General features: G+C 45.1%; 29 protein-coding genes. 9 read left to right on the top strand and 20 right to left on the bottom strand.

Going from position 1 to position 24,584, the window contains the following annotated elements:
• A partial coding sequence (locus CWO08_RS22165) for a transposase (protein ID WP_146161775.1) occupies positions 1-579 on the top strand: 579 nt, incomplete at its 5' end.
• Between the two features lie 59 nt (positions 580-638).
• Here CWO08_RS22165 and ubiA read toward each other — a convergent pair.
• Positions 639-1,493 (bottom strand): 4-hydroxybenzoate octaprenyltransferase, encoded by an 855-nt coding sequence (gene ubiA, locus CWO08_RS22160; RefSeq protein ID WP_048658874.1) that lies wholly within the window; start codon positions 1,491-1,493, stop codon positions 639-641.
• Positions 1,494-2,036: a chorismate lyase gene (locus CWO08_RS22155; RefSeq protein WP_165886754.1), complete on the bottom strand. Its 543-nt coding sequence runs from the start codon at positions 2,034-2,036 to the stop codon at positions 1,494-1,496.
• Positions 2,037-2,198: 162 nt separating this feature from the next.
• On the opposite strand from CWO08_RS22155, the gene CWO08_RS22150 reads away from it, so the two are divergent.
• A complete protein-coding gene (locus CWO08_RS22150) occupies positions 2,199-2,606 on the top strand; it encodes a flagellar basal body-associated protein FliL (RefSeq protein ID WP_048662879.1) in 408 nt (135 codons plus the stop codon).
• Positions 2,607-2,686: 80 nt separating this feature from the next.
• Here the strand turns inward: CWO08_RS22150 and glpG are convergent, their stop codons facing one another.
• The 6 genes from glpG to ftsY form a co-directional block, all read right to left on the bottom strand.
• On the bottom strand, positions 2,687-3,529 hold the full coding sequence (gene glpG, locus CWO08_RS22145) for a rhomboid family intramembrane serine protease GlpG (protein WP_107899489.1): 843 nt from the start codon (positions 3,527-3,529) through the stop codon (positions 2,687-2,689).
• 49 nt (positions 3,530-3,578) lie between these two features.
• Positions 3,579-3,899 carry a thiosulfate sulfurtransferase GlpE gene (glpE, locus tag CWO08_RS22140; RefSeq protein WP_048658877.1) on the bottom strand — a complete coding sequence of 107 codons (321 nt, stop codon included), beginning with the start codon at positions 3,897-3,899 and terminating at the stop codon, positions 3,579-3,581.
• Positions 3,900-4,327: 428 nt separating this feature from the next.
• Positions 4,328-5,185 carry an RNA polymerase sigma factor RpoH gene (gene rpoH, locus CWO08_RS22130; RefSeq protein ID WP_017055518.1) on the bottom strand — a complete coding sequence of 286 codons (858 nt, stop codon included), beginning with the start codon at positions 5,183-5,185 and terminating at the stop codon, positions 4,328-4,330.
• Positions 5,186-5,362: 177 nt separating this feature from the next.
• The gene (ftsX, locus tag CWO08_RS22125; protein ID WP_017061038.1) at positions 5,363-6,331 is read right to left on the bottom strand and encodes a permease-like cell division protein FtsX; all 969 of its coding nucleotides are present in this window, start codon (positions 6,329-6,331) and stop codon (positions 5,363-5,365) included.
• Entirely contained in the window at positions 6,318-6,995 is a 678-nt protein-coding gene (gene ftsE, locus CWO08_RS22120; protein WP_004736585.1) for a cell division ATP-binding protein FtsE, read from the bottom strand. The genes ftsX and ftsE overlap by 14 nt, the downstream gene beginning before the upstream one ends.
• Positions 6,996-7,073: 78 nt before the next feature.
• Positions 7,074-8,300: a signal recognition particle-docking protein FtsY gene (gene ftsY, locus CWO08_RS22115; RefSeq protein WP_108021122.1), complete on the bottom strand. Its 1,227-nt coding sequence runs from the start codon at positions 8,298-8,300 to the stop codon at positions 7,074-7,076.
• 230 nt (positions 8,301-8,530) lie between these two features.
• Here ftsY and rsmD point away from each other — a divergent pair, with 230 nt between their 5' ends.
• Positions 8,531-9,133 (top strand): 16S rRNA (guanine(966)-N(2))-methyltransferase RsmD, encoded by a 603-nt coding sequence (gene rsmD / locus CWO08_RS22110; RefSeq protein ID WP_048658879.1) that lies wholly within the window; start codon positions 8,531-8,533, stop codon positions 9,131-9,133.
• 10 nt (positions 9,134-9,143) lie between these two features.
• A complete protein-coding gene (locus CWO08_RS22105; protein WP_016784000.1) occupies positions 9,144-9,410 on the top strand; it encodes a DUF1145 domain-containing protein in 267 nt (88 codons plus the stop codon).
• 117 nt (positions 9,411-9,527) lie between these two features.
• Here the strand turns inward: CWO08_RS22105 and CWO08_RS22100 are convergent, their stop codons facing one another.
• The 4 genes from CWO08_RS22100 to CWO08_RS22080 all read right to left on the bottom strand — a co-directional run bounded on the left by CWO08_RS22100 (position 9,528) and on the right by CWO08_RS22080 (position 12,593).
• The gene (locus CWO08_RS22100; protein WP_048658880.1) at positions 9,528-10,112 is read right to left on the bottom strand and encodes a YhgN family NAAT transporter; all 585 of its coding nucleotides are present in this window, start codon (positions 10,110-10,112) and stop codon (positions 9,528-9,530) included.
• A 231-nt stretch (positions 10,113-10,343) separates the two neighbouring features.
• A complete protein-coding gene (locus CWO08_RS22095; protein ID WP_102432594.1) occupies positions 10,344-10,580 on the bottom strand; it encodes a YecH family metal-binding protein in 237 nt (78 codons plus the stop codon).
• A 90-nt stretch (positions 10,581-10,670) separates the two neighbouring features.
• Positions 10,671-11,291, bottom strand: coding sequence for a lysoplasmalogenase (locus CWO08_RS22090; RefSeq protein ID WP_048658881.1), 621 nt, complete (start codon positions 11,289-11,291; stop codon positions 10,671-10,673).
• Positions 11,292-12,218: 927 nt separating this feature from the next.
• Positions 12,219-12,593 (bottom strand): hypothetical protein, encoded by a 375-nt coding sequence (locus CWO08_RS22080; RefSeq protein ID WP_004736595.1) that lies wholly within the window; start codon positions 12,591-12,593, stop codon positions 12,219-12,221.
• A 244-nt stretch (positions 12,594-12,837) separates the two neighbouring features.
• Between CWO08_RS22080 and CWO08_RS22075 the strand changes: the two genes are divergently transcribed.
• Positions 12,838-13,167 carry a DUF2500 domain-containing protein gene (locus CWO08_RS22075; RefSeq protein WP_017061032.1) on the top strand — a complete coding sequence of 110 codons (330 nt, stop codon included), beginning with the start codon at positions 12,838-12,840 and terminating at the stop codon, positions 13,165-13,167.
• A gap of 72 nt (positions 13,168-13,239) precedes the next feature.
• Here CWO08_RS22075 and CWO08_RS22070 read toward each other — a convergent pair whose 3' ends face one another.
• The 7 genes from CWO08_RS22070 to rhtB form a co-directional block, all read right to left on the bottom strand.
• On the bottom strand, positions 13,240-14,253 hold the full coding sequence (locus CWO08_RS22070; RefSeq protein ID WP_102478821.1) for an acyltransferase: 1,014 nt from the start codon (positions 14,251-14,253) through the stop codon (positions 13,240-13,242).
• Positions 14,254-14,376: 123 nt separating this feature from the next.
• Positions 14,377-15,597 (bottom strand): organoarsenical effux MFS transporter ArsJ, encoded by a 1,221-nt coding sequence (arsJ, locus tag CWO08_RS22065; protein WP_048658883.1) that lies wholly within the window; start codon positions 15,595-15,597, stop codon positions 14,377-14,379.
• Positions 15,598-15,803: 206 nt separating this feature from the next.
• Positions 15,804-16,295 (bottom strand): cyclin-dependent kinase inhibitor 3 family protein, encoded by a 492-nt coding sequence (locus CWO08_RS22060; RefSeq protein WP_108021121.1) that lies wholly within the window; start codon positions 16,293-16,295, stop codon positions 15,804-15,806.
• Between the two features lie 18 nt (positions 16,296-16,313).
• Complete coding sequence (locus tag CWO08_RS22055; RefSeq protein ID WP_048658885.1) at positions 16,314-17,318, bottom strand: ArsJ-associated glyceraldehyde-3-phosphate dehydrogenase; 1,005 nt, start codon at positions 17,316-17,318, stop codon at positions 16,314-16,316.
• 41 nt (positions 17,319-17,359) lie between these two features.
• Positions 17,360-17,701 (bottom strand): helix-turn-helix transcriptional regulator, encoded by a 342-nt coding sequence (locus CWO08_RS22050; protein ID WP_102432591.1) that lies wholly within the window; start codon positions 17,699-17,701, stop codon positions 17,360-17,362.
• Between the two features lie 99 nt (positions 17,702-17,800).
• The gene (locus tag CWO08_RS22045) at positions 17,801-19,021 is read right to left on the bottom strand and encodes an EAL and HDOD domain-containing protein (protein WP_048662873.1); all 1,221 of its coding nucleotides are present in this window, start codon (positions 19,019-19,021) and stop codon (positions 17,801-17,803) included.
• A 45-nt stretch (positions 19,022-19,066) separates the two neighbouring features.
• Positions 19,067-19,684, bottom strand: a complete 618-nt coding sequence (rhtB, locus tag CWO08_RS22040; protein ID WP_108021120.1) for a homoserine/homoserine lactone efflux protein — start codon at positions 19,682-19,684, stop codon at positions 19,067-19,069.
• An 81-nt stretch (positions 19,685-19,765) separates the two neighbouring features.
• Here rhtB and CWO08_RS22035 point away from each other — a divergent pair, with 81 nt between their 5' ends.
• Both CWO08_RS22035 and CWO08_RS22030 read left to right on the top strand, forming a co-directional pair.
• Positions 19,766-20,746, top strand: a complete 981-nt coding sequence (locus tag CWO08_RS22035) for an alpha/beta fold hydrolase (protein ID WP_108021119.1) — start codon at positions 19,766-19,768, stop codon at positions 20,744-20,746.
• Between the two features lie 190 nt (positions 20,747-20,936).
• Positions 20,937-21,764: a Cof-type HAD-IIB family hydrolase gene (locus CWO08_RS22030; protein ID WP_102432589.1), complete on the top strand. Its 828-nt coding sequence runs from the start codon at positions 20,937-20,939 to the stop codon at positions 21,762-21,764.
• A 74-nt stretch (positions 21,765-21,838) separates the two neighbouring features.
• On the opposite strand, the gene CWO08_RS22025 is transcribed toward CWO08_RS22030, so the two are convergent.
• Positions 21,839-22,306 (bottom strand): EVE domain-containing protein, encoded by a 468-nt coding sequence (locus tag CWO08_RS22025; RefSeq protein ID WP_048662869.1) that lies wholly within the window; start codon positions 22,304-22,306, stop codon positions 21,839-21,841.
• Between the two features lie 39 nt (positions 22,307-22,345).
• Between CWO08_RS22025 and CWO08_RS22020 the strand changes: the two genes are divergently transcribed.
• Positions 22,346-23,890: a COG3650 family protein gene (locus CWO08_RS22020; protein ID WP_108021118.1), complete on the top strand. Its 1,545-nt coding sequence runs from the start codon at positions 22,346-22,348 to the stop codon at positions 23,888-23,890.
• 2 nt (positions 23,891-23,892) lie between these two features.
• Complete coding sequence (locus CWO08_RS22015; RefSeq protein WP_108021117.1) at positions 23,893-24,489, top strand: tRNA-uridine aminocarboxypropyltransferase; 597 nt, start codon at positions 23,893-23,895, stop codon at positions 24,487-24,489.
• Positions 24,490-24,584: the final 95 nt, after the last annotated feature.

The raw sequence follows: 24,584 nt of genomic DNA, 5'->3' as shown, positions 1-24,584 counted from the left end.
ATCGTTGCTATAAAAACATCACTTCAGGCAAGGAAGAAGTTCAGTGACCTGCCTGAGATAATAGAAGCAAGGTTGGTATCGAAAGTCATCAAAGGTAAAGAGTATCAGGTACTTACATCAATGCGTGATGGGTTGCGCTTTCCTGGAGAAGACATCGTAGAGCTCTATCGCTATCGTTGGGAAATCGAATTAGGCTATAGGGAAATGAAGCAAACTTTGCTTGATAGTGAATATACATTGCGAAGTAAGCGCCCAGATATGGTTAGACAGGAGCTCTGGGGGATTTTGTTAGCCTATAACCTTATAAGGCAGGTTATGACAAAGGCCGCGAGTAAGTTAGATAGCGTCTGGCCGAATCAATTAAGCTTTACGAGTAGTGCCATGGCTGTGACTCAATACTTTGCAGCTTTACCTTTAACGAGTCCTGGGAAACTCCCTAAACACTATGAAGTACTACTACAGAAAATATCCATGTTTATCCTGCCACCCCGAAGAGAAGATAGAAGTTATCTTCGCTGGGTGAAACTGAAACCCAAGAAATATGCGACAAATAGAAAAAATGCCAGTCAGCTTAACTGACTGGCATTACCCACTGGGTGCCTTTTTCTTTAGCGTTCGTTAACTCGAAAAGCTGATGCTTACCAGAAGGTAATGAATAAGCCTACAGTCACTGCCATTCCAACATAATTATTGTTGAGAAATGCTTGGAAACAAAGGTCTCGATCACGGTGGCGCATCAGGTGTTGTTGATACACAAACAAGCTTCCCGCTACCAACAATGCCCAATAGAAGGTATCACCTAGTTGGTAATGCATGCCTAACGCAATCAGCATCGCTAGGGTGACGAGTTGCAAAGAGCCAACAATCAGTTTATCGAAGCGACCAAATAAAATCGCCGTCGATTTAATACCAATCTTCAGGTCGTCATCTCGATCAACCATCGCATATTGCGTGTCGTAAGCAATCGTCCACAACGCGTTAATCACGAATATAAACCACACAATGCTTGGCAGTTCATTGGTTTGTGCCGCCCAAGCCATTGGTATCGCCCAACTAAACGCTAAGCCGAGAAACAACTGTGGAAGATGCGTAAAACGCTTCATGAAAGGGTAAATGAACGCCAGACCAACACCAATAAATGAGAGCTTAATGGTCAGTGGATTCATGGTCAGTACCAGCAAGAAGGAAACCACGGCTAGCACTAAAAAGAGCAGAATCGCTTCCTTACTGGAAACCAAACCTGAAGGTAATGGACGCTGCTTGGTACGTTTAACATGACCATCTACTTTACGGTCAGCAAAGTCATTGATCACACAGCCAGCCGAACGCATCAACACCACACCGAGTACGAAAACAACCAAGACATCAAAATCAGGCATACCTTGTGCGGCGATAATCAGTGACCACAAGGTCGGCCAAAGAAGTAACAGGGTACCAATCGGGCGATTCATTCGCGTTAATTGCCAATACGCCTTCGCTTTGGTGGCAAGCATTTACACACTCTCCTTAGAGTAAATGGGTGATGTTGGTAAAAACAGTTCAGCCACAAGCATCGGTTTATGGTTCATCCATAATCGAGAACGACGTGCGAGTAATTGCTCATCGCCCGCGATAACCCAACCGACTTGCAGCGCATCTCGCTCCACGTTCTCAGCACTGAAAACGGTCAATCCAAGCGGGACATTACCTTGTTGAGAAAGGTCAGAGTGCTGATGATCTTCTAGCGTGACTCGGGGAATCAAGGTTCGACCTAACACCCACGGTTCATCATCACCCTTTAAAATCACTTTACGCAGTAAGCAATCAAACGATGATAAAAGATGTTCCTCGTCTTGTTGTAGCCTTGAGCGTTCTACAACTTGATTATGAAGCAACTCAACAGACAGGTGCTGACAGCTCTTACCCAACTTGCGGGAAAGAGAACCTTGCTCCATAAGCCACTCTTTGGTGGTTTCATTAGGAAAATCAAATGTTTCTGTACTTTGCCAATCTACATTCATTAACGAATTAAGATACAGCGATATTGGCTGATTCATACTAGTATTCAATAGGTGACTTTACACGTACAATAAAGCTTCAACTTTCGAACAAAATTAAAGCGCTCTTCGAATTGTAAACGTATTTAGATTTAGACCGCTCATTGTAACAAGACTAATGCGTTTCGAATATCGCGAATAAACTAAAGAAAAGTCACAAATATGCACAAACGTTATGTAGCCCAAATAATTCTTGCGATTACCCTACTCTTTTCAGCATCAAGTTTCGCTGAAGAGGAATTGGCACCCAAACTAGCCTACTTCACGCTAGAGCCAGACCTGACCACCAATTTTTACACTAAAGGTAAAAAACTGGGCTACATTCAGGTTCGCCTCGATATTATGGTTGCGAACAGCAATGACCTAGCTGCCATTGAGCATCACCAACCATTAATCCGCGATGCCGTGATTGAATTACTTGGTAAACAAAACGAAGAAACGATTAAGTCTCTGTCTGGTCGTGAAGATTTGAGAAAGACTTTGGTTGAACACCTCAACAAGATTCTTCTGCCTGAGACGGGCAAAACCCTGATTGCTGACTTACTGTTTACCAAATACCTTTATCAGTAATGATGTAAAAACGAATCCTAATAAAAAAGCGGCTCATCTGGCCGCTTTTTTGTATCTATCGATTCTCGGTAACTAACGCGCTAGCTTGTTGCCGATTTCGGCGCTTTCATTGAATCTATAAAGCCGATAATCACACCTGCGACTAAACCTGCCAAATGAGCGGTATTAGCGATGGCCATAAATGGCTGCATGTATCCAAGAACTAACCACACCAACATAAAGCCAACGATCTGTCTTGGGATACCTAAACCGAGTTGCGGCGCCTTTGCTCCGACAACCCATAAGTAACCAACCAAGGCATACACTACTCCAGATAAACCACCGAAGTTCGCCCCTTCGACCCAGTATTGTCCGGCACCAGAAATCGCTGAAGATACGGCAAAGATCTGAAGTAACTTAAGACCACCTAACTTTTTCTCAATATCTCCGCCCAGTTGCCACCACCACAAGATGTTGAATGCGATGTGCATAACCGAGAAATGCAAAACAGCATGACTGAGCCAGCGCCATAATTGCCATTGCTGCCCATCAACCGCAGGGAAATGTAAGGTGTTAAAAATCGCCTGCCCGAAACCTATCTGCTGCAGAGCAAAAATCACCACACATACCAGCATGATACTGAGTGTCACAGGGCCTGCTTTGGCTTTTATCATGCCCATGAAGCTTGGTGTATGATAATGAAAGTTGCTCTTCCTGGTCTCTGCCATGTCCCAAGACGCCGCTTGATAGCGCTTATGATTGGGTTCCGACAAGAAGCGATTGAGCTCAGCTTCGGTTTCAACTTGAAATTGACCATCAATAAGCCAAAGCGCAAAACGCCCTTCCCCCTCAGGAGACATCTGAATAGGGATCTGACGAGACGCCATATAATCAATAAATGCTTGAGCAAGACGTGGGTTGTCTAACACCATCAATCTAATCATTGGTACTTCCTATTCATACTATGAGAGATGCTTGGAGCGATAAAGGTAATTAACCAGCAATCACAGGAAGTTCAGCACGGTGCCAAGCTTCGAAACCGCCATCTACACTATATACCTCTTCAAAGCCTTGGTTCACTAAATATTGTGCTGCACCTTGGCTGCTAATACCGTGGTAACACATCACCAAGATAGGTTGTTCGAACTCAACCTCATCCATGAACGACACCATCGTATCGTTAGTCAGGTGGTAGGCTGTTTGTGAGTGGGCAACCGCAAAAGACTGCGGGTCACGTATATCGACAAGTCGAGCGTTGCCTTGTTCAATGAGGGCTTGAGCGCCTTTAACATCGATATGTTTAAACTGGTCCATGACTTTCTCTTTTATACTGATTTACTTTGCTGCCATTGTAACCTATCCCAAGGCTAACATTCACATCCACTTAATAAGGTTATCCACCAGCGATCACTTTTACACCATTTGTGGATAAATCTGTGAATTGCGTGAATAAAGTGCCTTTTTAAAAATAGATCCACAACATGTAGTAAGGATCCTGATCTAACTGTGGGTTAACTGAAAAATATCCCCACTCGAAAAACCCCGTCAAAGCCTTACTACACCCTGCTTTTAGACAGCTGACGAATAAACTTCTCACAGAGTTATCCACAAAATCATTTTGCAAATTTCGATCGCAAAAGTTGAGAAATCGATCCAAAATAAAAAGGCCGAGATCTCTCGATCTCGGCCTTTTCAAAATTCAGTTATTTGCTAGCTCTGAAGCTAATAGAAACTAGATGCTATTAGAAATCGCCAACGGCTTGCTTCAATTTCTTCATCGCATTCTTTTCTAACTGGCGAACACGCTCTGCAGAAATGCTGTAGGTATCCGCTAAGTCTTGCAGGGTTGCTTTGTTGTCGTCTAACCAACGTGAGCGAACAATGTGTTGGCTACGCTCGTCTAAGCTTGCTAGTGCGAGTCCTAGGCGATTATTGGTGTGTGACTCCCAGTTAGCCGCTTCTACCGTTTCAGCAACGTCTGATGCTTTGTCTTCTAGGTAGTAAACTGGAGCTGTGTAAGCAGAACCGCCGTCGTCATCGTCCATAGGCGCTTCAAACGTCGCGTCTTGTGCCGCTAAGCGAGATTCCATTTCACGAACCTCAGAAGGCTCAACGCCCAGTTCACGAGCAACTGTCTCAACTTCACCGTTATTAAACCAACCTAAACGCTTTTTAGACTTACGAAGATTAAAGAACAGTTTACGCTGTGCCTTAGTTGTCGCAATTTTAACGATGCGCCAGTTACGCAGAACGTATTCATGGATTTCAGCTTTGATCCAGTGAACTGCGAAAGAAACCAATCGAACACCAACTTCTGGATTGAAGCGCTTAACAGCCTTCATCAAGCCGATGTTACCTTCTTGGACGAGATCAGCCATTGGCAGCCCGTAGCCAGAGTAGCCTCTTGCGACGTGCACCACGAATCGTAGGTGGGAAAGGATCAAGCCTTTCGCAGCATCGATCTCACCTTTGTAATGTAATCGCTCTGCAAGTCCACGTTCCTCTTCAGGTGTCAGCATTGGGTAGCTGTTCGCTGAGCGGATATAGCTATCTAAACTATCTTGTGTGACTAAAGCCATTTGATACGCTTGGTTTGCCATTCGGTTCCTCATCAATCTCTGATCTGGAGTAATACATCTATTAAAACCCGACAATCTTGAACCTAAAATGAACAGGTTTCAAGGAGGGGGAAGTAATTATGCATAATCAATTCGTCTATACAAGGCAAAAACTGGTTAAGAAGTGCCTATTTTTCGTCTAAATATGACTCTATTCACCTAAACTGGTTCAATTTCTTTTAGGTGACGCTGTGCAGAAAGCTTCGCAGCCACACTACCAAGCAGAGTTCCGACGATCAAAAGCAGTAAAGATTCATCCCAGCTCAGGCCAATTAAGCGGAAGTGGCTGTCATACAACTGAGCCAAGTCATCCACTGCACTGTTCAGTAATACGGTAATTAATGCCGTCATTACCCAAGCGCTAATCGAACCTAATACGCCAAACCACATCCCAGCATAAAGGTATGGTCGAAGAATGTAGCTGTCGGTCGCACCAATCAGCTTCATGGTTTGAATCTCTTCTTTATGCGCCAACACATTAAATCGTAGTGTATTGCCGATAATCAGAAATACCGCGCCCAACATCAATACCGTTAAGGTAATCACGATGACAGCCGCGAGTGCTTTGATCGCATCTAATCGAGCTAACCAATCTTCGTCTAGACGAACATCGGTTACTAATTCTTGTTGTTTAACTGTGCCTGCCAGTTCTTTAATTAAGGTATCGCTGTGTACGCTTGGCGTAATCACCAGCACACCTGGCAGTGAATAATCATCTAGGATAGTTAGGGCGTCTTCAAAACCAGAATACTGGCTGAGGTCTGCAAGCCCTTGCTGCGGAGATATGTACTCCACCAGCTCAACTTGATCCCAACTTTCGATTTCATCCTTGAGCACCATTACTCGTGGCTCAGGAATACCATCCTCTACATAAGCACTTATTTGTGACGGGCTAGTGACATCTTGCGCTACTTCACCCACATTTTTACCCAACAGGTACAAACAAGCTGGCATCGCCAACGCCATAGAGATCACCGCAAGGGTCAGCAAGTTGCCTAACGGGCGCTGCCACATTTGCGAGAACGATGACTTGGCTTGTTTCCAGTGAACAACAAAGAAGCCGTCGCTTGAAGCGCGGTTTGCTGCTCGATTAGATTGAGGTTTTTTGATGCGCTTATTCGCGGCCATAGTCTTCAACCTCACTCAAAAATCCTTGGTTTAATTCAAGATGGCGGTACTGAGGGCGAGTGTTCACTAACCCGATATCGTGCGTCGCTAGGATGATCGTCACACCTGCGCGGTTGAACTCTTCAAATAATCGCAACACACGGTTAGATAATTCAGGGTCTAGGTTACCCGTCGGCTCATCCGCAAGCAGTAGGGTTGGACGGTTCACCACAGCCCGAGCAATGCCCACACGTTGCTGTTCACCACCAGAAAGCTGGCTTGGCAAACAACGGGCTTTATCTAATAGGCCTGTCTTATCCAACGCAGCACTGACTCGGCGTTTTATTTCGTTTTCAGAAATAGATTCAATACGCATAGGCAGAGCGACGTTATCGAAAATCGAACGGTCCATCAGCAGGCGATGGTCTTGAAAAACAATCCCAATATTACGGCGTAAGAAAGGGATGTCTTTGGCTGGGATACGAGTGATATCGTGATCGTTGAACCAGACACGTCCATCGGTTGGACGCTCTATCGCGCAGATCAACTTCAGCAAGGTACTTTTACCAGCCCCAGAGTGCCCACCCAAAAAAGCCATCTCTCCACGTTTCAGGTGAAAGTCCACTTTTTGGAGCGCTTGTCTTCCACCTCGGTAGGCTTTACTCACTTGCTGAAATTTGATCACCGAAAATTCCTCTTACGATCACTAATATCAAATTTAAAAACGGTAGCAGATTAAGGATAAACCACTTTGCTACTCGCGTTACTCTTCGCGGCTAAATAGTGCTTCAATGAAGTCTTTAGATTCAAATGGGCGCAGGTCATCAATACCTTCACCCACACCAATGTAGCGGATTGGAATCTGGAACTGGTCAGCAATTGAGAAAATTACGCCACCTTTCGCCGTACCATCTAACTTAGTCAGTGTAATACCGGTTACTGGAGCCACTTCACTGAATAGTTTCGCTTGGCTGATAGCATTCTGACCCGTACCGGCATCGAGCGTTAGCATGATTTCGTGTGGTGCAGAGTCATCAATCTTCTTCATTACACGAACAATCTTACGCAGCTCTTCCATCAAGTTGCTCTTGTTCTGCAAACGACCCGCTGTATCGGCAATCACAACATCAACGCCACGTGCTTTCGCTGCTTCAATCGCATCGTAGATAACAGACGCACTATCCGCACCTGTGTGCTGAGCGATAACCGGCACATCATTACGCTGACCCCAAACCTGAAGCTGTTCAACGGCTGCAGCACGGAAGGTATCACCCGCCGCTAGCATCACTTTCTTGCCTTCATTTTGGAATTGTTTTGCCAGTTTACCGATCGTAGTTGTCTTACCTACACCGTTCACACCAACCATTAAGATAACGTAAGGTGTTTTAGTGGTATCAACAACCAGTGGCTGTTCTACTTGGCTTAAGATGTCTGCCATCTCTTCTTTGAGCAGACCATAAAGCGCTTCACCGTCTTTTAGGTCATTGTGAGATGCTTTTTCTGTCAGGTTTTCAATGATCTTAACCGTGGTATTCATACCCACATCAGCGATCAGAAGTTGCTCTTCTAGCTCTTCAAACAGATCTTCATCGATTTGCTTGCCTTTGAACAGACCGAAGAAACCGGCGCCGATGTTTGCTTTAGTGCGGCTTAGGCTGCGCTTAAGGCGAGCAAAGAAGCTTTCTGTTGGCTTCTCTTGTACTTCTTCAACCTTAGCTTGAGGAACAACCACTTCTTCCTGTTCTGCTTCTGCTTCTGCTTCTGCTGCGACAGGTTGCTGTTCTTGTTGAGCTTCTTCAAGCGCTTGCTCAGATGCAGTTGGCTTAGCGACTTCAGCTTCAGGCGCGACCTGTTCAGCCTCAACTTGTGATTCAACTTCAGTTTGATCTTCAACGCTTTCTACGTTCGCTTCATTCTGAGTTTTTGGGCTTTGTTCTTCTTCACCAAAACCAAGCCACGATAATAATCCGCGCTTCTTTTTTTCCGTCATCAGAGGAGTTTCCTAGATCTACTAATTAGCTGTATTGACTTAATACACGTCGACTCTTTGCTATTGTTATACAATACAAGCTTGTACAAACGAATAGTAAAGAAAAATGACAAAGCAGTGATAAGTTTGCTTTTAGCTTGATACACTTTGTCATTGCAAATTTATTTAATACACGAACCCACTTAAATTGGGCTCGGTATAGTATCACTTTATTAGCGGTCAAAAAATCTATGGTAAGACGTCGCCAGCAAAACACATCACAAAAAAAGCCATCCGGAGGCTTTGTTCGAATTATTAGTGGCTCATGGAGAGGTAGAAAACTGCCCGTCCATGATTTAGAAGGATTACGCCCAACCATTGACCGAGTAAAAGAGACACTCTTTAACTGGGTGGCTCAAGATATCCCACATTCAACTTGCTTGGATGTATTTGCCGGTTCTGGCGGTTTAGGTTTTGAAGCAGCTTCTCGCCAAGCAAAAATGGTGACGCTGCTCGAAATGAACCAAAAGGCTGCTAAACAACTTTCTGATAACGCGAAAGAGCTCAAAGCAGACAACATCAATGTTGTAAATACTGACGCTATCTCTTTCCTTAAGAAGCCAGGCACCCCTTACGATATGGTTTTCCTTGATCCACCATTTCGTAAAGGCTTATTGGCAGAAACAGTACAACTGCTTGAGAGTAACGGTTGGCTTGCAGACGATGCCATCATTTACGTCGAGACAGAGAAAGAGCTGAAACTCGAAGCTATGCCAGAGAACTGGGAGTTGCATCGCGATAAGACTACCGGACAGTCAAGTTACCGACTGTTCAATCGAATCACTGAAGAATAGGAGTTATTGAATGAAGTTCTTGCTTCCACTAGCAAAAGCAGCCATCGCCTTTGTTTGGTTTATCTTAATCGTAAATATTTTCTACCCGTTCCCGGGTAATGCGGCGATTGCGCTTTATATCATGACAGCGTTCTTGTTCTTCATGCACGGCCTGCAGATGCTGATTTTTATCGGTGCTTTCGGCGACAAGATCGAAATGTCACGTTGGGAGAAGTGGTCAATATTGATTTTCGGTGTCTTTGCCCTACTCGATATCCGACGCAAGCACATGATGTAATCAAGCTTAAGCTCAGATATAAAACGCTTAGCTACAGAAAACATCATGACAGAAACAGTAGAGACAAAAACGCCGCTCATTTGAGCGGCGTTTTTTTATTCAGCGATGATACTGATGTTAACCCATGTAGCCTTTCACACCATCTAGGAACATTTGCGTCGACAGCATAACCAGCAACAAGCCCATCAAGCGTTCGATGGCTTTAAGGCCTCTCTCACCCAACACTCGCAGGAAGAAGCCATTAAACATCAGAATGAAGAAGGTAGCGCCCCAAGCCAACATCACCGCGGCTGAAAGCTCTAACATGTTGTCAGGGTGCTGTGTCGACAACAGAATTAATGCCGCAATCACTGAAGGGCCAGCAATCATTGGGATCGCCATCGGCACAATAAACGGTTCTTCACCCGCCGCGAGGCCAGTAATACTACCCGCACTTGGGAAAATCATCTTAATCGCGATGATGAACAGAATAATACCGCCAGAGATACTCAAGGTTTCAGGCTGCACATGCAGGAAGTTCATAATGCTTTGACCAGCAAACAAGAACAACAGCAGGATAATCAGCGCAAACATCAGTTCACGAACAAGAACAATACGACGACGCTTCGGATCAATATGCTTAAGGATAGAGAGCACGATTGGTAGATTGCCAAGCGGGTCCATAATAAGAAACAGCATGGTTGCTGCAGATAAAATTTCCATAAGTTTGTCTCGAAAAGCGTAAGTGCGCGGAGTATAGCAGCCTCAACATTGATTTTCGAACGCAGTAATAAAAGGATTAACTTATCTAATTAGAAGGGAATTTTGCGAGAGCAAATAGAAAAGTAGAAAGGAGAAAAGTAAAAAGAGAATTTAAAGAGTGAAGCCGAAACATAGCATCCACTCTTCTTAATCTATAAAAGCCAAAAGGCTCTGAAACCAAGTCACTGGGAGTTAGTGGTTACACACACGTTCGCGATTAGTGCAAAGCTTGTCATCAATAACTACGACCTTTTCCATCTTCAGGAAAAACTTCAGCAATCCATCTAAATCCAGGCCGTTCAGCTTACAGGTATGGAAACGAGCTTCTGCGCCATAAGTTTGAGCAAGCTCTTGCGTCAACTCTTCACAAGTCAGTGGCTTTTCACTCAGTAGGTTTAAAACGTTGTGTGCATGAATTTCGGTAGTCATAACTCTATCTCATGTTTAATGAAGTAGACGTAGATTACCTACTTTCATCTTAGCTGCCTTGATGTAGCTCAGAGTTAAGCTAGCTCTACCCTAAATGGTAAGGGAAGCAACAATGAGAGCGTGAGCCAGAAAGTAACTGCCCGTCACCCAAAAGTAGGCACCCTTAATGGGGCTACGATAGAAGTTTAGCGCGTATGCTAATGCAGAAAGCAGCAACACGGCACAACCAGCAAAACCCACCGCATGCGACAGTTGAGGATCAAGCAACCAGAGCTCACCAGAAGCCCATGCAAGCTGAATAAGCACGATACCCATGATAACCACAGGAAAGACGAGTTTGTCTAAGCGAGGCAGAAGTAAGAAGAAAGCAACGACACAAGCCGCTAACAGGAGTGCGAACAACCACCAGACCATTTCTCCTGATAGCTGTAACCAAAATGCTTTGCTGTAACAGAGCTGAGCCAGCAAGAAGCAAACAAAATGCAGAGGACGTTTTTGAGTAACAGTATGTAAGACATCTGCGATCGCAGAAACCGCCAACCCAGCAACGACCCAATAGGTAAAATCAGCAACGACAGATTGAGTTAAAGCAATGGTCGCTAATAATACAAAGGTAAAAACCTTATACGATAAGGCCTGACCGATATGTCCATGCTTCGTTCCTGCTATTGCTCCGATACCAGACAAGGAAACCGCCAACCAACTCCACATACCATTTGCCCTATTGCTTTAAATCGTCGCCAGTCTAGGCACACGAGTGTTGATGTAAAGCCTCAGCCCCTCAAAATTGGATCTTGATTACGCTTCCACTAAAAAGAGTCTCTTTAGATTGAAGTCGTAACAATTACCACAGTGACAATGACTATTCGTTTAAAACTAGAGCAAATCATCATAAAACCTATTCAAACTGGCATTAGAGTCGCCATACTTGAATTTTGGTCAATTCTAACCTATTGGCTCCATAAAAACTGGCCAAATTCCGGCAAATACCACACTTAAAAAATTAAAATCAATACATTTAAAGCAAACAATAACAATAACTTAAACAAACAAACTCAAGCTTAATAGGGAAATAAAAACTCCGACCAACCCTAGACTTGTAAAGTAGCCAGTTTTCTTTTTTAGAACCCAGTTTTGTCAGGTTATTTCAAGCCCCCGGTAAAAACCGCCACAAAAACCAAGTCGAAAACTTAAAAAATCAACCAAAACAAACCTAGCCACCGCCAACCCTTATTAATACAGTTTAACAACCTTTAACAATATAAATTACACAAAACAACCATTGAAAAACAACAGGTTAAACCAAATTAGAACAAACATAAATCACAACGAACAAAATAAGAACACACCATAAAACACAGTTAAATACACTCAAACAAGCAAAAAACTCATAGTTTTCTACTACTTTTAAAGCTTTCGAAAGTAATTATTGATCTAAAGCCATAAGTAGTGCTATTCTTTAAAACATAGCGAGAGACAACCAAATTTAGGAGTAGTGTTATGATTTCATCTTCGCAAAGACAAGGACTTGTAATGATCGCGGTAGTTGTAGGTCTAATGACACTACCGATGATGTACTAAGCAAGTTACAGATAAAAAAAGGGACGCCATGAGCGTCCCTTTTTTTGTTCAATTTTTTCATTTCGAAAACAGATGCAGTGTTAGCACATCCCAGTTCGCATAATAGAAACCTGCGGCAGCCAAAGTCATTGCCATCATTAGTAAGATCGCAACTCGCCAAATAAAACGACCACTACGTGGAGTCAGCTCCTTCTCACAGTCGTTACACATCATGATGAACTTATGTTGGTCTTCCAACTTAGCCTCATGTTCATTGACTACCTTGTTACGACACGTTGCGATATAACGCAGCTTGCTCACCATATCGTGCGGTAGCCTTTCTTCACAGCTTGTTACAAGCTCATGCAATCCTTCGCCTTCGGCATGATATTGAAGCCTCAATAATTTCTCTATATTGCGAGTTCTTGTCACCACTTTTTCAATATCGGTCATCTTGGCCCTCCCACTCCACACTATAATTCTAGTCGAGCATTTCCCTATTCTTATACAAAATCACTGTTATTTACGAGAGAAAGAGACAATAAATAACAATGCTTTATCCCAAACTGGCCATTAAATGTGATGTCCGCCGAAAAATAATCAGCTTGGCTTACAACAGTTCACGAATAACGGCTTTAAACACATATCCTTATTGCCTGAAAGACTAGAATAACCATCACGACTACATGGAGGTTATATGCCTAATTCACTCTTTTTTGCCATTTTTGCACTCGCTGCTCTAGCGGCTTGGGTATTTATTGGTTTCTATCGAAAACACTCGCAAGGTGAAAATGCGCCAGAGAAGAAAGTGAATGTCACTGTGTTAGACAAACAATCCATCGACCTTCCTGACGCAGAACCTGGCCAAGAAGATCAAGAGTACTGGATTTACGTTCAACGTGGTGTGGTTGGTCCGAAACGCGAATTCCAAGTCGGAATCCACTATTTCCACGCCCTTAACCCCGGCGACAAAGGAACCTTAACCTACCAAGGCGATAAGTTCTTACACTTTGCGTTGAAACGCTAATCGTAAGCCGCTTCAACGATTCATCAAAAACCGACCATCAGCGATAATAACTAATGGCTTTAGTATTAACGACTAAGGCAATAACCAACGCGTTTTCTCAGACTTAGATACCATCCAGCTCATCCAAAGCGCACCTGCGCCACTGATCACAATCCATAATGGGATAACCCACGCAGGGTGTCCCTGGTACCAACCAAACTCTTTCATTGGCCACAAGAAGATAGGATGCAGCAGGTAGATACCTAAACTGTGCTTACTGATAAAGCCAACCACTTGGTTACTTTTCTCAGATAATCCTTCTCCGTAATAACGACACAGCATAAACACCATGCTCGCTGCTAATACCGTATTCAACGTCTTGTAAGATAACCAGCGCCCCACCGTGTACTCTTCTGCTACCAAGCTTGCATCAACTACCATGTAAACCGTGGTTAGTAACGCTAACCCACCCAGTAACACACTCACGCCGACTGTCACCTTGTTAAGTGGCACAATCTTATACAGCAAGTATCCCAATGGTAAGTAACCGGTGTACAGCCACAATTCGTGGCTCCAAGGACCGTCGATTCTCAGTAAGAACAGTAATGTTGTGAGCAGCCATACCGCCGTAAAGGCATAGACCGATCTATCACCGTACTTTCTGACCATGATCTGCAAGAACGGAATCACAAAGTAGAGCGGGATAAAGTAATAGAAGAAACCGAGGTGGTAATAGGTGTAATGATGATAGCTATTGAGCAACACGTCCCAACTGACGTCGGCATCAAAGCCCATCGCAGACCAACCAGATAGGTAGGTATAGAAAAGCGACCAAACGATGAAAGGTATCAATACTTTGCCTAGGCGTCGCTTGAGGTAGTACTTAGCGTCAAACGGGCGCTGATCGCTTAACATCAAAGCACCCGTTATCAATATAAAGACAGGTACAGCCCAGCGGCTGAAGCCATTGACGCTGATTGCTGTTAACCATTCGCCGAAAGGAACGGTTCCTAACTCATTGCGATAAGGCGCCAAAACATGAATCGCGATAACCGCTACGGCCGCGACACATCGGGCTAAATCAAAAAAGAGAATTCGCTGCTTCATGTAAATGCCTGATTAATATTCAATCATTCTACTATAGCAATAAAAAAGCTGACCGGAATAAATACCAAGTCAGCTTAGTGTTAAAGGAGTGCTTATCGCGAATTTAGCTCATGCGGCTGAAGCTTATGCTGCTGAGATTTGCGGTATCCTAGGTAAACGCAGAGAGATCACCGTCGTTATCGCTAAGAATGCGAAGGAAACCCACAAACACGCAGACAAACCTGCCATTTGGAATACCAAGCCCGACAATATCGTGCCAATCAAACGGCCCATCGCATTTGCCATGTAGTAGAAACCGACATCAAGAGAAACGCCATCGCCTTTCGCATAACTCACAATCAAATATGAGTGAAGTGATGAGTTCACCGCAAAGATAGCACCAAACACCATCAAACCACCCACGATAACTAGCTCTGGTTGCCAACCAATCTGTACCGCATAAGCAATGGCAGCGGTCACGATAGCCAACGCACCAGCCCATAACAGCGCGGCATGCCCATCTGGCACCTTACCCTGAGCTTTACCCGTAATCTTCGGCGCTATGCCTTGTACAAAGCCATAAGCGATAGTCCAAGCCGCTAAGAAACCGCCAACCCATGAGTGATCCCAACCAAACACGCTGCCGAGATAAATTGGCAAAGCAATCACAAACCACACATCACGAGCACCAAACAAGAACATGCGAGCTGCAGATAGGATGTTGATGGATTCAGATTTAGAGAAGATCTGTTTGAACTTAGGCTTGGTTTTCGCTTTACCCATGTCCGCTTCTAAGCTCAGCACACTGCCAATGAAGACCAAAGTCAGCACAGCTGCCATCGCAAGCACTGCATATTGGAAGCCAATCGTTGAAAGCAGTAAACCGCCAATAAAGAAGCCTGCACCTTTCAGGGCATTCTTAGAGCCTGTCAGAATTGCAATCCACTTATACAGCGCGCCTTGCTGTTCATCCGGCACTAAGGTCTTAATTGAGCTCTTGGCGCTCATCTTATTGAGGTCTTTAGCGATACCAGACAATGCCTGCGCCGCCATTACCCAAGGAATAGTCAACATCGCCGTTGGCACCGCGAGCATACCCAAGGCGACAACTTGCATCCCCAAACCAATGTTCATGGTCTTATTGAGGCCAAGACGTGCGCCCAACCAACCACCGATTAGGTTCGTCACCACACCAAAGAATTCATAGAAAAGGAACAGCGAGGCGATCTCTAACGAACTGTAGCCAAGGTCGTAAAAATACAAAACCACCAGCATACGAAGTGCACCATCAGTAATGGTGAAGTTCCAGTAGTTGAAAGTCACCAACATGTATTGGCGAACGCTCTTACTTAGATTTGAAAACATAACGCTATCTCTGCAATCTAAACAAAAAGAGCTTTTAGATCATAGGTGTCCAAAAGCTCTAATTCTTACTTTCCACTTAACTTATACTCAAAATAATTGGAGTTGCAGCTAGGCAACAAGCAAGTTCAGCCCTATGAGCATAGGTGTTCTATGTGATTAGGGTGAATTTGCGCAGTTAACAACGCTGCAGGTTCAAGTATGAAGAGCTACGCAGAAGCTACGCCATTAATGTACTCAACCTGGATAGATTTAGTGAAGGCACCTGGACGCAGTGCCTGAACTTCTTGAACGATCTTATCGAGGTCCCAGCCTTTTTCTAAAAGCAGATGAGCTGCGAATAAACCTGTACGGCCAGAACCGCCCATGCAGTGCATCGCTACCTTACCGCCATTATCCACAACTTGATGTAGCTCTGGGCTTGCTGCTTGCCACTTCTGCGCAAAGTCAGCACCCGGTGCACAATCATCTTCGATTTCAATTTGGAACCATTGCATGCCTAGTGCTTGTGCTTTCTCGCCTAGCTCAGAAACATTCTTGCTCGCCAGTTCTTCACTGTCTAAAGCCGTCACAATTGCTTCTACGCCTTGCGCTTTAAGTTGAGCTAGAGATGCATCTAGGTCTGCGTCTTTAGTGCCTGGGCATGGAGTCAGGATAAGTGCACCTTTCTCAAGGTCTAGTTGCCACGTTGGATGTGTCATTGTGTCTTCCCCAGATTCTTATTTAGAAAGGCCGACAGTACGAACTAACTCAGCCGTACGTGTCGCGTAACCCATTTCGTTATCGTACCAAGCGTAGATCTTAACCATGCGCTTACCCACTAACATAGTTGATAGTGCATCTACGATGGTTGAGCGTTGGTCGCCTTTGTAATCGATAGAAACCAGCGGACGCTCTTCAAAGCCAAGAATGCCTTTCAGTTCGTTCTCAGACGCTTCTTTTAGCATCGCGTTAACTTCTTCTGCTGTGGTGTCTTGCTTCACTTCGAAGATGATGTCAGTCAGAGAAGCGTTCGCTAGTGGTACACGAACCGCGTGGCCGTTAATACGGTTTTCAAGCTCAGGGAAGATCTCAACGATCGCTTTAGCACTGCCCGTTGTTGTAGGAATAAGGCTCATGCCACATGCACGTGCACGACGTAAGTCTTTGTGGGGCGCATCAAGAATAGTTTGCGTGTTGGTTAGATCGTGAATCGTGGTGAAAGAGGCATTCTCGATACCAAGCTTCTCGTTGATCACTTTAACCACAGGTGCGATACAGTTTGTTGTACAAGACGCTGCCGTTACGATTCTGTGTACTGCTGGGTCAAAGATGTTGTCGTTCACACCAACAACGATGTTTGCGATGCCTTCTTCTTTCACTGGCGCCGATACCACAACACGCTTCACGCCCTGCTCTAGGTATTTGTTTAGGAAAGATGTCTTACGGTGAACACCTGTCGCTTCGATAACCACATCACAGCCAGACCAATCGATCGCATCGATGTCGCGCTCTTGTGTGGTCTTGATGCGCTGGCCATTAATGATCATCTCATCGCCTTCTGCATTTACTTCGTGGTGAAAGCGACCTTGAACTGAATCGAACTCTAGAAGATGTGCTAACGTTGCGGTATCGCCCGCGACATCATTAATTTGTACAAACTCTAGCTCTGCCCAGTCGAATGCTGCGCGAAGTGCTAGACGGCCAATACGACCAAAACCATTAATACCTACTTTAACTGTCATCGTATGCTCTCTCAGCTAGTGGTGAATCTAAAAATATTCAATTAAACGCAACATTGAGGGCGTGAAGTCATTTCTTCTAAGCGATCAATGTCTTGTTGGTATTCAGTTTTCAAACAGTTCGATGCGATAAGGTCATCAATTAACTTTAGCATCCAACCCGGTAAATCTTGTGACAGGCGGTAAAACACCCACTGCCCTTGGCGAACGTCAGTCAAAATGCCGTTGGAGCGCAACTGCGCAAGGTGGCGTGAAACCTTTGGCTGACTTTCTTGTAATGCCTGAGTCAACTCACCAACAGAGAGGCACTCTTGGCGCACAATCATCATTAAGCAACGCACTCGCGTTTCATCAGACAGTAATTTAAAGAATTGGTGAGGAAGCATAATTACATACTCATATATGGATATGCGCATATATTAGTTATAAAAAAACGCACGTCAAGGCGTGCGTTTCAATTGTCATAAAAGTTTAACGAATAAACATCAGAGCTTGTTGGTCACGGTATGACTCCAACGGCGAGCTTCAGTAAGCTCCGTTTTGACCTGATCCACGCTTAACCCTAAATCAGCGCAGTGCTCATCAATCTGTTGCCAATCGGCATGTTCAAAGCTCTCTTCAAGCGCGAGTAAGGTACCGTATGGTCCTTCTCTACGAAGCAGAGCCACCTTGATACTTTTACACAAAGGCAGTTGCTCAACTAAATTCTCTAACGATAGGTCGAGCAATGCATCCAGCAACGAGAACAAACCAATCATAAAGGCTTGCTCAGTGTGCCCTTCAAACGCTTGGTAACGAGACATGCGCTGACAAAATTGCGCCCGCTGTAAAGACAAGCCATACAACTCTTTCGGCTTTTTATCAGAGACATAAGACGCCACCGCCAGCGAAACAAACATTTTCAGCTTCTCTTGCCCCAAGTAAACCAAGGCTTGACGAAATGACGAGATGGTCACCTCAAGACGAGGCGACATGGTGTTCACAAAACGCAGTAGCTTATAAGACAAAGCGACATCCTTTGCGACGATGCTCTCGACACGCTGAAAGTCGACATCCGGCTTGCACACTTCTTGGAACAGCTCCATGGCAATCACTTGTTCAGGGCTGATGTACTTGGTCTTGATGATTTCCGGCTTGCTAAAGAAGTAGCCTTGGAAGAACTTAAAACCCGCCTCTTTCGCTTGCTGGAATTCTTGTTCGTTTTCGACTCGTTCAGCAAGAAAGCTAAATTTCTTCCCTTGATGCGCCCTAACCAAATTACACGCCTCATCTAAGCCCATCTGCATGATATCGAGCTTAACAATATGCGTATATCTGAGGAAACGTTCCCATTCTGGAGTCGAAGTAAAATCATCTAGGGCGATCATGTAGCCCGCTTGGTAGAGCTCTTTAACGGCTTCTAATAACTCGTCGGTCGGTTGGCAGGTTTCAAGGATCTCAACCACCACCTTGTCTTTCGGCAAGCTCAGTGGCAGCCGACGAATCAGGCTTTGATACGGGAAGTTAATAAAGCAGCGTGAAGAAGGGATCGAAGGGTTCAGCCCGACCGACAAGAAATTCTCAACAATCAGACGATACGTTGCTCGATTAGACTCTATATGCGCTGGATAGGCATTCCTTTCTCCGTCACGAAACAGCAGCTCATAACCAAGCGTGTTTTTGTTTCGGTTTAAGATAGGTTGTCGAGCAACGTAGGTAGCGGTCATTTCTTGATAACTCTAATTGGTTGAACTATAACTCTATTGCTTTCACTAGGCTTTAGCGGCAGCCAGCAATGCGCCGCAGCCCATGAACATACCACCAAAGATTTTATTTATCTTACCCATTATGCGATCTGAACGAATAAAACGTCCCATTTGTGACGCTAATGAGGTGTAACCCAACATAACAACGCTATCAATGAATACCGTCGTCACACCTAGCACTAATAACTGTGGTGCTTGCGGTTGTGTTGGATCGATAAATTGAGGGAACAGAGCCACCAAAAACACGATAGATTTAGGGTTGGTAAGGTTGATCAGCACCGCATTTCTTAGCAGCTTGCCACTCGATAACGTTGAGCTCTCTTCAGAAGCCACTAGGCTAGAGTTATCACGCCACTTTTGAATACCCAACCAAAGAAGATACACCACACCCACCCATTTGATGATGGTGAACGCCAATGCAGATTGAGCGACTAACGCACCAATACCCGCGCCCACCAGCATGATGTGAAATGCAAGGCCAAGCTGCAAACCTACGATCGACGCGAGTGACTTCTTAGTGCCATAACTTAGGCCATTACTGATTGAGTTAACGGTACCTGAGCCCGGAGCCAAACTGAACAAAATCGCCGTGACGACATAAGCAAGCCAAACATGAGTATCCATTTGCATTTCCTTACTAGTTCTTTAATCTAACAACATTAGTAGCGATAAAGCTCTCACATGCACCAGTTCAGGTAATTTCCCATGGAAAACCACAGCGCCGCCCCGTTTTCGTACACGCAAGAACCTCAATTCGAGCAAGCGATTAAACACCCGATCCCCACCCTTTGGCAACAACGAAAAGATGGGTATGTAACATCATCCGGTAAAAAGAGGCTGTACTGGTGTAGCCTTACTTCAAAGGCGCATACCAAGGCGATTGTTATTTCAAATGGCCGTATCGAGTGCTGCCAAAAATACCAAGAACTCTTTTATGATTTCTATCAACAAGGCTATGACGTTTATTCATTTGACCACCAAGGTCAAGGCCAGTCTGAACGTATGGTAACAGACTCTGACATCGGTCACATTCATGAGTTTGATGATTATGCATCTGACATGTCTGACGTCATTGCCAGTTTTGATCTCAGTAAGTATTCCAATCGCTATCTGCTCGCGCATTCAATGGGCAGTACCATCGCGACTCGCTACCTACAAACTCATCCAGACCATCCGTTTGATAAGGTCACTCTGTGTGCGCCGATGTTTGGCATCAACACTGAATGGTACCTAAAACCTATCGCGATGATTGTTGGACAAGTGCTTACCGCATATCACGCCAAGCCAGTTTACGCGCCGGGGCAGCAAGCGTATTACTCGAAGCCTTTCGAAAACAACTTACTGAGCCACAGCAAGGTTCGCTATCAGTGGTTCCGTCGCTTATATGACGAGTCACCCTCTTTGCAGGTGGGTGGGCCAAGTACGCGCTGGGTATGGCAAGGATTAATGGCAGCCAAGCAAGCGATTCAACAAACTCGCCAAATCAAAATCCCTCTACTATTGATTCAAGCTGGGGAAGAGAAGATTGTCAGTAACGATGCTCAAGTGAAGTTCATCAATAAGCTGAAGAAAACCAACTCGGATTGCCAATTTAAGGTCATCGAAGGTTCTAGACATGAGGTGTTGTTTGAGAAAGATGAGTATCGTAATCCAACATTGGGGGCTATTACTCAGTTTTTTGCTTAGCGTTAGCGTGACAACAAGAAAAGTAACGGACAACAGAGAGAGTCGCTAAAGAGGAAGAGAAGTAAGTGAGCTTTGCCCTCTTTTCTTGCATGAATTTGGCATACAATTTCTACCTAGAGATATTGTAGTTAAAACGATTCTAGCGTTGGCTAGCGTCAATATTGATTCAGCATTTTGCAATGAGGGTTAAATGAGTATTCCTGCACTTAAAGATTCCGTGAAAATTGTCGCTTCTGATTTAGATGGTACGCTTTTGGCTCCCAACCATCAGCTAAGCGACTTTACCAAGTTGACGCTAAAGAAATTACACGACCAAGGTTATACCTTCATCTTCGCTACGGGTCGTCACCACGTCGATGTGGCGGGTATTCGTCAGATTGCAGGCATTCCGGCGTACATGATCACATCAAACGGTGCACGTGTGCATGACCAGAACGATCAATTGATGTATAGCCAGAACGTACCTCAGGAACTCGTTCAGCCTGTTATTGATATCGTTCGCCAAGATCCAAACCTCTTTATTCACATGTACCAGAATGAAGATTGGCTACTAGACCGTGAAGATGAAATGCTGGCTAAGTTCCACAGTGAATCTGGCTTTAGTTACAAACGCTTTGAAGCTGACAACGCACCAAGCGAAGGCATCGCGAAAGTCTTCTTCACACACCCAGATCAGGATCACGAATATCTCGTCACGTTTGAACAAAAGCTAAGAGATGCTTTTGGCGACAAACTGAACATCGCCTTCTCTACACCTTGGTGCTTAGAAGTGATGGCTGCTGAAGTATCTAAAGGCCACGCCTTAGACGCTGTTGCGAAATCATTGAACCTGACACTGGATAACTGTGTTGCCTTTGGTGATGGTATGAACGACGCTGAAATGCTGGCGATGGCGGGTAAAGGCCTAATCATGGGCACATCACATGAAAAAGTGATGAAAGCTCTGCCAGACAATGAAGTGATTGGCAGCAACGCAGATGATGCCGTTGCTCACTACTTAGAAAAGAACCTACTCTAAGCAGTCCCAATAAAACATAAAGGCAGCCAACTGGCTGCCTTTTTTGAACCTTACGTAAAAAGCTCTCTCTAACGCTATCGAGAACCTAGCACTTCTTTGCTTAAGATGCTCTGCCACTCCTGCGCTGTAACAGGCATGATGGACAAGCGATTACCGCGCTTCACCAATGGCATTTCTGATAGCTCTGGCATTGCTTTCAATGTTGCTAAGGGAATCAAACGCTCAGTCACTCGTACAAACTCGACATCAACCATTATCCAACGTGGGTTATCGGGTGAAGACTTAGGATCGTAGTAATCACTCTCAGGATCGAATTGAAAGTGGTCTGGGTAGGCTTCTCTGGTTACTTTAGCGATCCCCGCTACGCCAACTTTTTTACATGATGAGTGGTATATCATCACCAGATCGCCAAGCTTGACGTCATCACGCATCATGTTTCGAGCCTGATAGTTGCGTACACCCTCCCAACAAGAGGTTTTTTGTACTCTAAGAGTCTGAATAGAAAAGGTGTCAGGTTCTGTTTTAAATAACCAATATGCCATAATAAATCCAATTAACGGTTGCTCCGAGGAAGATATAACATGAAGGTAATGAAAAACCCAGTGACATGGTTAGTCGCATTCGCGCTACAAGGTTGTGTAACGGCGCCAGATACGCAGCAACAACCTGAAGTTCCACCAGCAACCTTGGACGAGCCACTGAGCATTCAACCGCAAACCTTCATCATGCGTGGTCAGGTTGTGGTTGGCCATGAGAGCCGAACCTTTACCCCTTGCGGTAGCCAGCAACAATACTGGTTAGACTTATCGCCAGAGCTAGCACTCGAGGCTCAAGGCTTAGCGACCAGACCTTATCAAGCCTTGTATGGTGAGCTCATCGGTCACCTAACGGTACCAAGCCAAACTGGATACAATGCCGACTTCACCGCACGCTTCGTGGTTGACCAAGTCAATATCCTCACTGCAGAGAACCCTGATCGTTGTGGCCAACCTTTGCGCTCTACTCGTGTGTTCGGTAATGAACCATTCTGGTCAGCGACTTTTGATAAAGACCAGCAGAAATACACCAAGATGGGCGAACAGCCACAGATCCTCAGCATTGAATCCAGCCGCACCACTCCAAGCACTCGTGACTACCAACTAGAAGGTCAATCAGCGCAAGGCGAACTCAACCTGATCAAAGAAAGCTGTAGCGACGGCATGAGCGACTCTATCTATGGCTGGGAAGCCAAGCTCAACCTCAACGACAGCAGCTACAATGGCTGTGCAACGCTCTCTAACCAAGATCCAACGCTGAACTGGAGCGGACTCTACTTCGCTAGCTCAACGCAAAACTCAGGGTTCTCTATCAATCTTGAACTCAACGATGACCACAGTGCTATCACGACTTATTCATACAGCAATGGAGACCCTTCTATTGTTGAGCAGGGCTTCTGGCAGCAACTGAACCAAAATCAGGTACAAGTGGTGATGACTCGCCATCAGCAACAGTATTTGATCTCCGAGCGCATCTTCACGCTTGATAACGGCAAGCTGGTCGCTGAAAAAGAGAAAGTGGGCAACGTTGTCTATCCGATTGCCAATGGAGGTCTGGTACTGTTCGAAGCTAAGAGTGCGCAAGCGCAAGTAAACACCAAAGCTAACGTTGATCTGACCGCGAAGCAGGTGAACTCCAGTGATCAACTTGATCCAAAAGTCGACCAAGCGATCCGCGAGTATTTTAAGATCAACAACAGCTCACCTGACGATACCAAGTACCGCTGGTTAACCTACGACCTCAACGGTGACGGCAAAGAAGAGCTGTTCGCCCAACTCGATTGGTGTGGTTCTGGTGGCTGTACACTGCTGATTTTCGAAAACCATCAAGATAACTGGCGCTTCAATAGCCGAGTGACACTGGTTAAGGGCGACATACGCTTAGGTAAATCGCAAAACCACGGCTGGCAGGATCTGATCTTCAATGTCAGTGGCGGCGGTACTACACCTGCAAAACACACCCTGTCATACTCAGGTGTCAGCTACCCGCTAAACCCAAGTGTTGCTCCAGTTGCAGATGATGCTGATATCAGCGACGTGGTTTTGTTTGCTGATGGTATCTCACCCGCACAAAGTGGAGTGAAGCTGTAAACATGAGTAACCAACAAGCTTGCCCTGGTTGTGGCTTCACTCACCAATGTATTTGTCACTTGATACCTAGTGTCAAAAGCCAAATCGATCTTGTGCTGCTCACTCATGAGAATGAACTGTCACGCGATACCAACACCGGAAAGCTGCTTCAGCAATCCCTTGAGCAGTGTCAGTCCATTGTATGGCAAAGGAAAACACCACCAGCGGAGCTAATCGCGCTGCTTGAAGATGAAACACGACAACCGTTTCTGTTATTCCCAAGTGATCAAAGTATCGAGTGTCAGCAAGCCGTAGTGACCCAAGCCCAGAGTCGTAAGCCGTTATTCATCATCTTGGATGGCACATGGCAAGAAGCGAAGAAGATGCTTAACAAGAGCTCGTGGTTACAAGCTGTCCCGCAAGTTCACCTCGACATTACCAGCGAATCTTCATATACCTTGCGCCGCAATCAAGACAGCGGCCACTTGTGTACTTGTGAAGTGGGTATTGAGTTACTCAAATCTTTAGGTGACAGCGAGTCAGCCAAGCTCATTGATGACTACTACCAGCATTATCTAAAAGTCTTCCATGCAGACAAGTGTGGCCACGCCCTCAAATAGACCAAGCAGGCGCGCGCGAGGCAATAAACACATTTCAGGACAAGACCGATACTAAAAACAAAAAGGGTGAGCCATAAGCTCACCCTTTTTACATC

The organism is Vibrio sp. 10N.286.48.B8 (genome assembly GCF_003050085.1).
GTDB lineage: Bacteria > Pseudomonadota > Gammaproteobacteria > Enterobacterales > Vibrionaceae > Vibrio > Vibrio crassostreae.
The sequence above is the reverse complement of the archived record's forward strand: the minus strand, read 5'-3'. Positions and strand labels throughout refer to the sequence as shown.

Excerpts from the sequence above, each read along its gene's own strand:
- rpoH (WP_017055518.1), bottom strand. The coding sequence starts at position 5,185 with ATGGCAAACCAAGCGTATCAAATGGCTTTAGTCACACAAGATAGTTTA.
- glpG (WP_107899489.1), bottom strand. The coding sequence starts at position 3,529 with ATGATTAGATTGATGGTGTTAGACAACCCACGTCTTGCTCAAGCATTT.
- CWO08_RS22090 (WP_048658881.1), bottom strand. The coding sequence starts at position 11,291 with ATGTGGAGTTGGTTGGCGGTTTCCTTGTCTGGTATCGGAGCAATAGCA.
- CWO08_RS22050 (WP_102432591.1), bottom strand. The coding sequence starts at position 17,701 with ATGCTTCCTCACCAATTCTTTAAATTACTGTCTGATGAAACGCGAGTG.
- arsJ (WP_048658883.1), bottom strand. The coding sequence starts at position 15,597 with ATGTTTTCAAATCTAAGTAAGAGCGTTCGCCAATACATGTTGGTGACT.
- CWO08_RS22055 (WP_048658885.1), bottom strand. The coding sequence starts at position 17,318 with ATGACAGTTAAAGTAGGTATTAATGGTTTTGGTCGTATTGGCCGTCTA.
- CWO08_RS22070 (WP_102478821.1), bottom strand. The coding sequence starts at position 14,253 with ATGAAGCAGCGAATTCTCTTTTTTGATTTAGCCCGATGTGTCGCGGCC.
- ftsY (WP_108021122.1), bottom strand. The coding sequence starts at position 8,300 with ATGACGGAAAAAAAGAAGCGCGGATTATTATCGTGGCTTGGTTTTGGT.
- CWO08_RS22100 (WP_048658880.1), bottom strand. The coding sequence starts at position 10,112 with ATGGAAATTTTATCTGCAGCAACCATGCTGTTTCTTATTATGGACCCG.
- glpE (WP_048658877.1), bottom strand. The coding sequence starts at position 3,899 with ATGGACCAGTTTAAACATATCGATGTTAAAGGCGCTCAAGCCCTCATT.
- CWO08_RS22025 (WP_048662869.1), bottom strand. The coding sequence starts at position 22,306 with ATGGCATATTGGTTATTTAAAACAGAACCTGACACCTTTTCTATTCAG.
- CWO08_RS22030 (WP_102432589.1), top strand. The coding sequence starts at position 20,937 with ATGAGTATTCCTGCACTTAAAGATTCCGTGAAAATTGTCGCTTCTGAT.
- CWO08_RS22060 (WP_108021121.1), bottom strand. The coding sequence starts at position 16,295 with ATGACACATCCAACGTGGCAACTAGACCTTGAGAAAGGTGCACTTATC.
- CWO08_RS22045 (WP_048662873.1), bottom strand. The coding sequence starts at position 19,021 with ATGACCGCTACCTACGTTGCTCGACAACCTATCTTAAACCGAAACAAA.
- CWO08_RS22150 (WP_048662879.1), top strand. The coding sequence starts at position 2,199 with ATGCACAAACGTTATGTAGCCCAAATAATTCTTGCGATTACCCTACTC.
- CWO08_RS22035 (WP_108021119.1), top strand. The coding sequence starts at position 19,766 with ATGGAAAACCACAGCGCCGCCCCGTTTTCGTACACGCAAGAACCTCAA.
- CWO08_RS22020 (WP_108021118.1), top strand. The coding sequence starts at position 22,346 with ATGAAGGTAATGAAAAACCCAGTGACATGGTTAGTCGCATTCGCGCTA.
- ftsX (WP_017061038.1), bottom strand. The coding sequence starts at position 6,331 with ATGGCCGCGAATAAGCGCATCAAAAAACCTCAATCTAATCGAGCAGCA.
- CWO08_RS22080 (WP_004736595.1), bottom strand. The coding sequence starts at position 12,593 with ATGACCGATATTGAAAAAGTGGTGACAAGAACTCGCAATATAGAGAAA.
- CWO08_RS22015 (WP_108021117.1), top strand. The coding sequence starts at position 23,893 with ATGAGTAACCAACAAGCTTGCCCTGGTTGTGGCTTCACTCACCAATGT.
- CWO08_RS22105 (WP_016784000.1), top strand. The coding sequence starts at position 9,144 with ATGAAGTTCTTGCTTCCACTAGCAAAAGCAGCCATCGCCTTTGTTTGG.
- CWO08_RS22155 (WP_165886754.1), bottom strand. The coding sequence starts at position 2,036 with ATGAATCAGCCAATATCGCTGTATCTTAATTCGTTAATGAATGTAGAT.
- rsmD (WP_048658879.1), top strand. The coding sequence starts at position 8,531 with ATGGTAAGACGTCGCCAGCAAAACACATCACAAAAAAAGCCATCCGGA.
- CWO08_RS22095 (WP_102432594.1), bottom strand. The coding sequence starts at position 10,580 with ATGACTACCGAAATTCATGCACACAACGTTTTAAACCTACTGAGTGAA.
- CWO08_RS22075 (WP_017061032.1), top strand. The coding sequence starts at position 12,838 with ATGCCTAATTCACTCTTTTTTGCCATTTTTGCACTCGCTGCTCTAGCG.
- rhtB (WP_108021120.1), bottom strand. The coding sequence starts at position 19,684 with ATGGATACTCATGTTTGGCTTGCTTATGTCGTCACGGCGATTTTGTTC.
- ubiA (WP_048658874.1), bottom strand. The coding sequence starts at position 1,493 with ATGCTTGCCACCAAAGCGAAGGCGTATTGGCAATTAACGCGAATGAAT.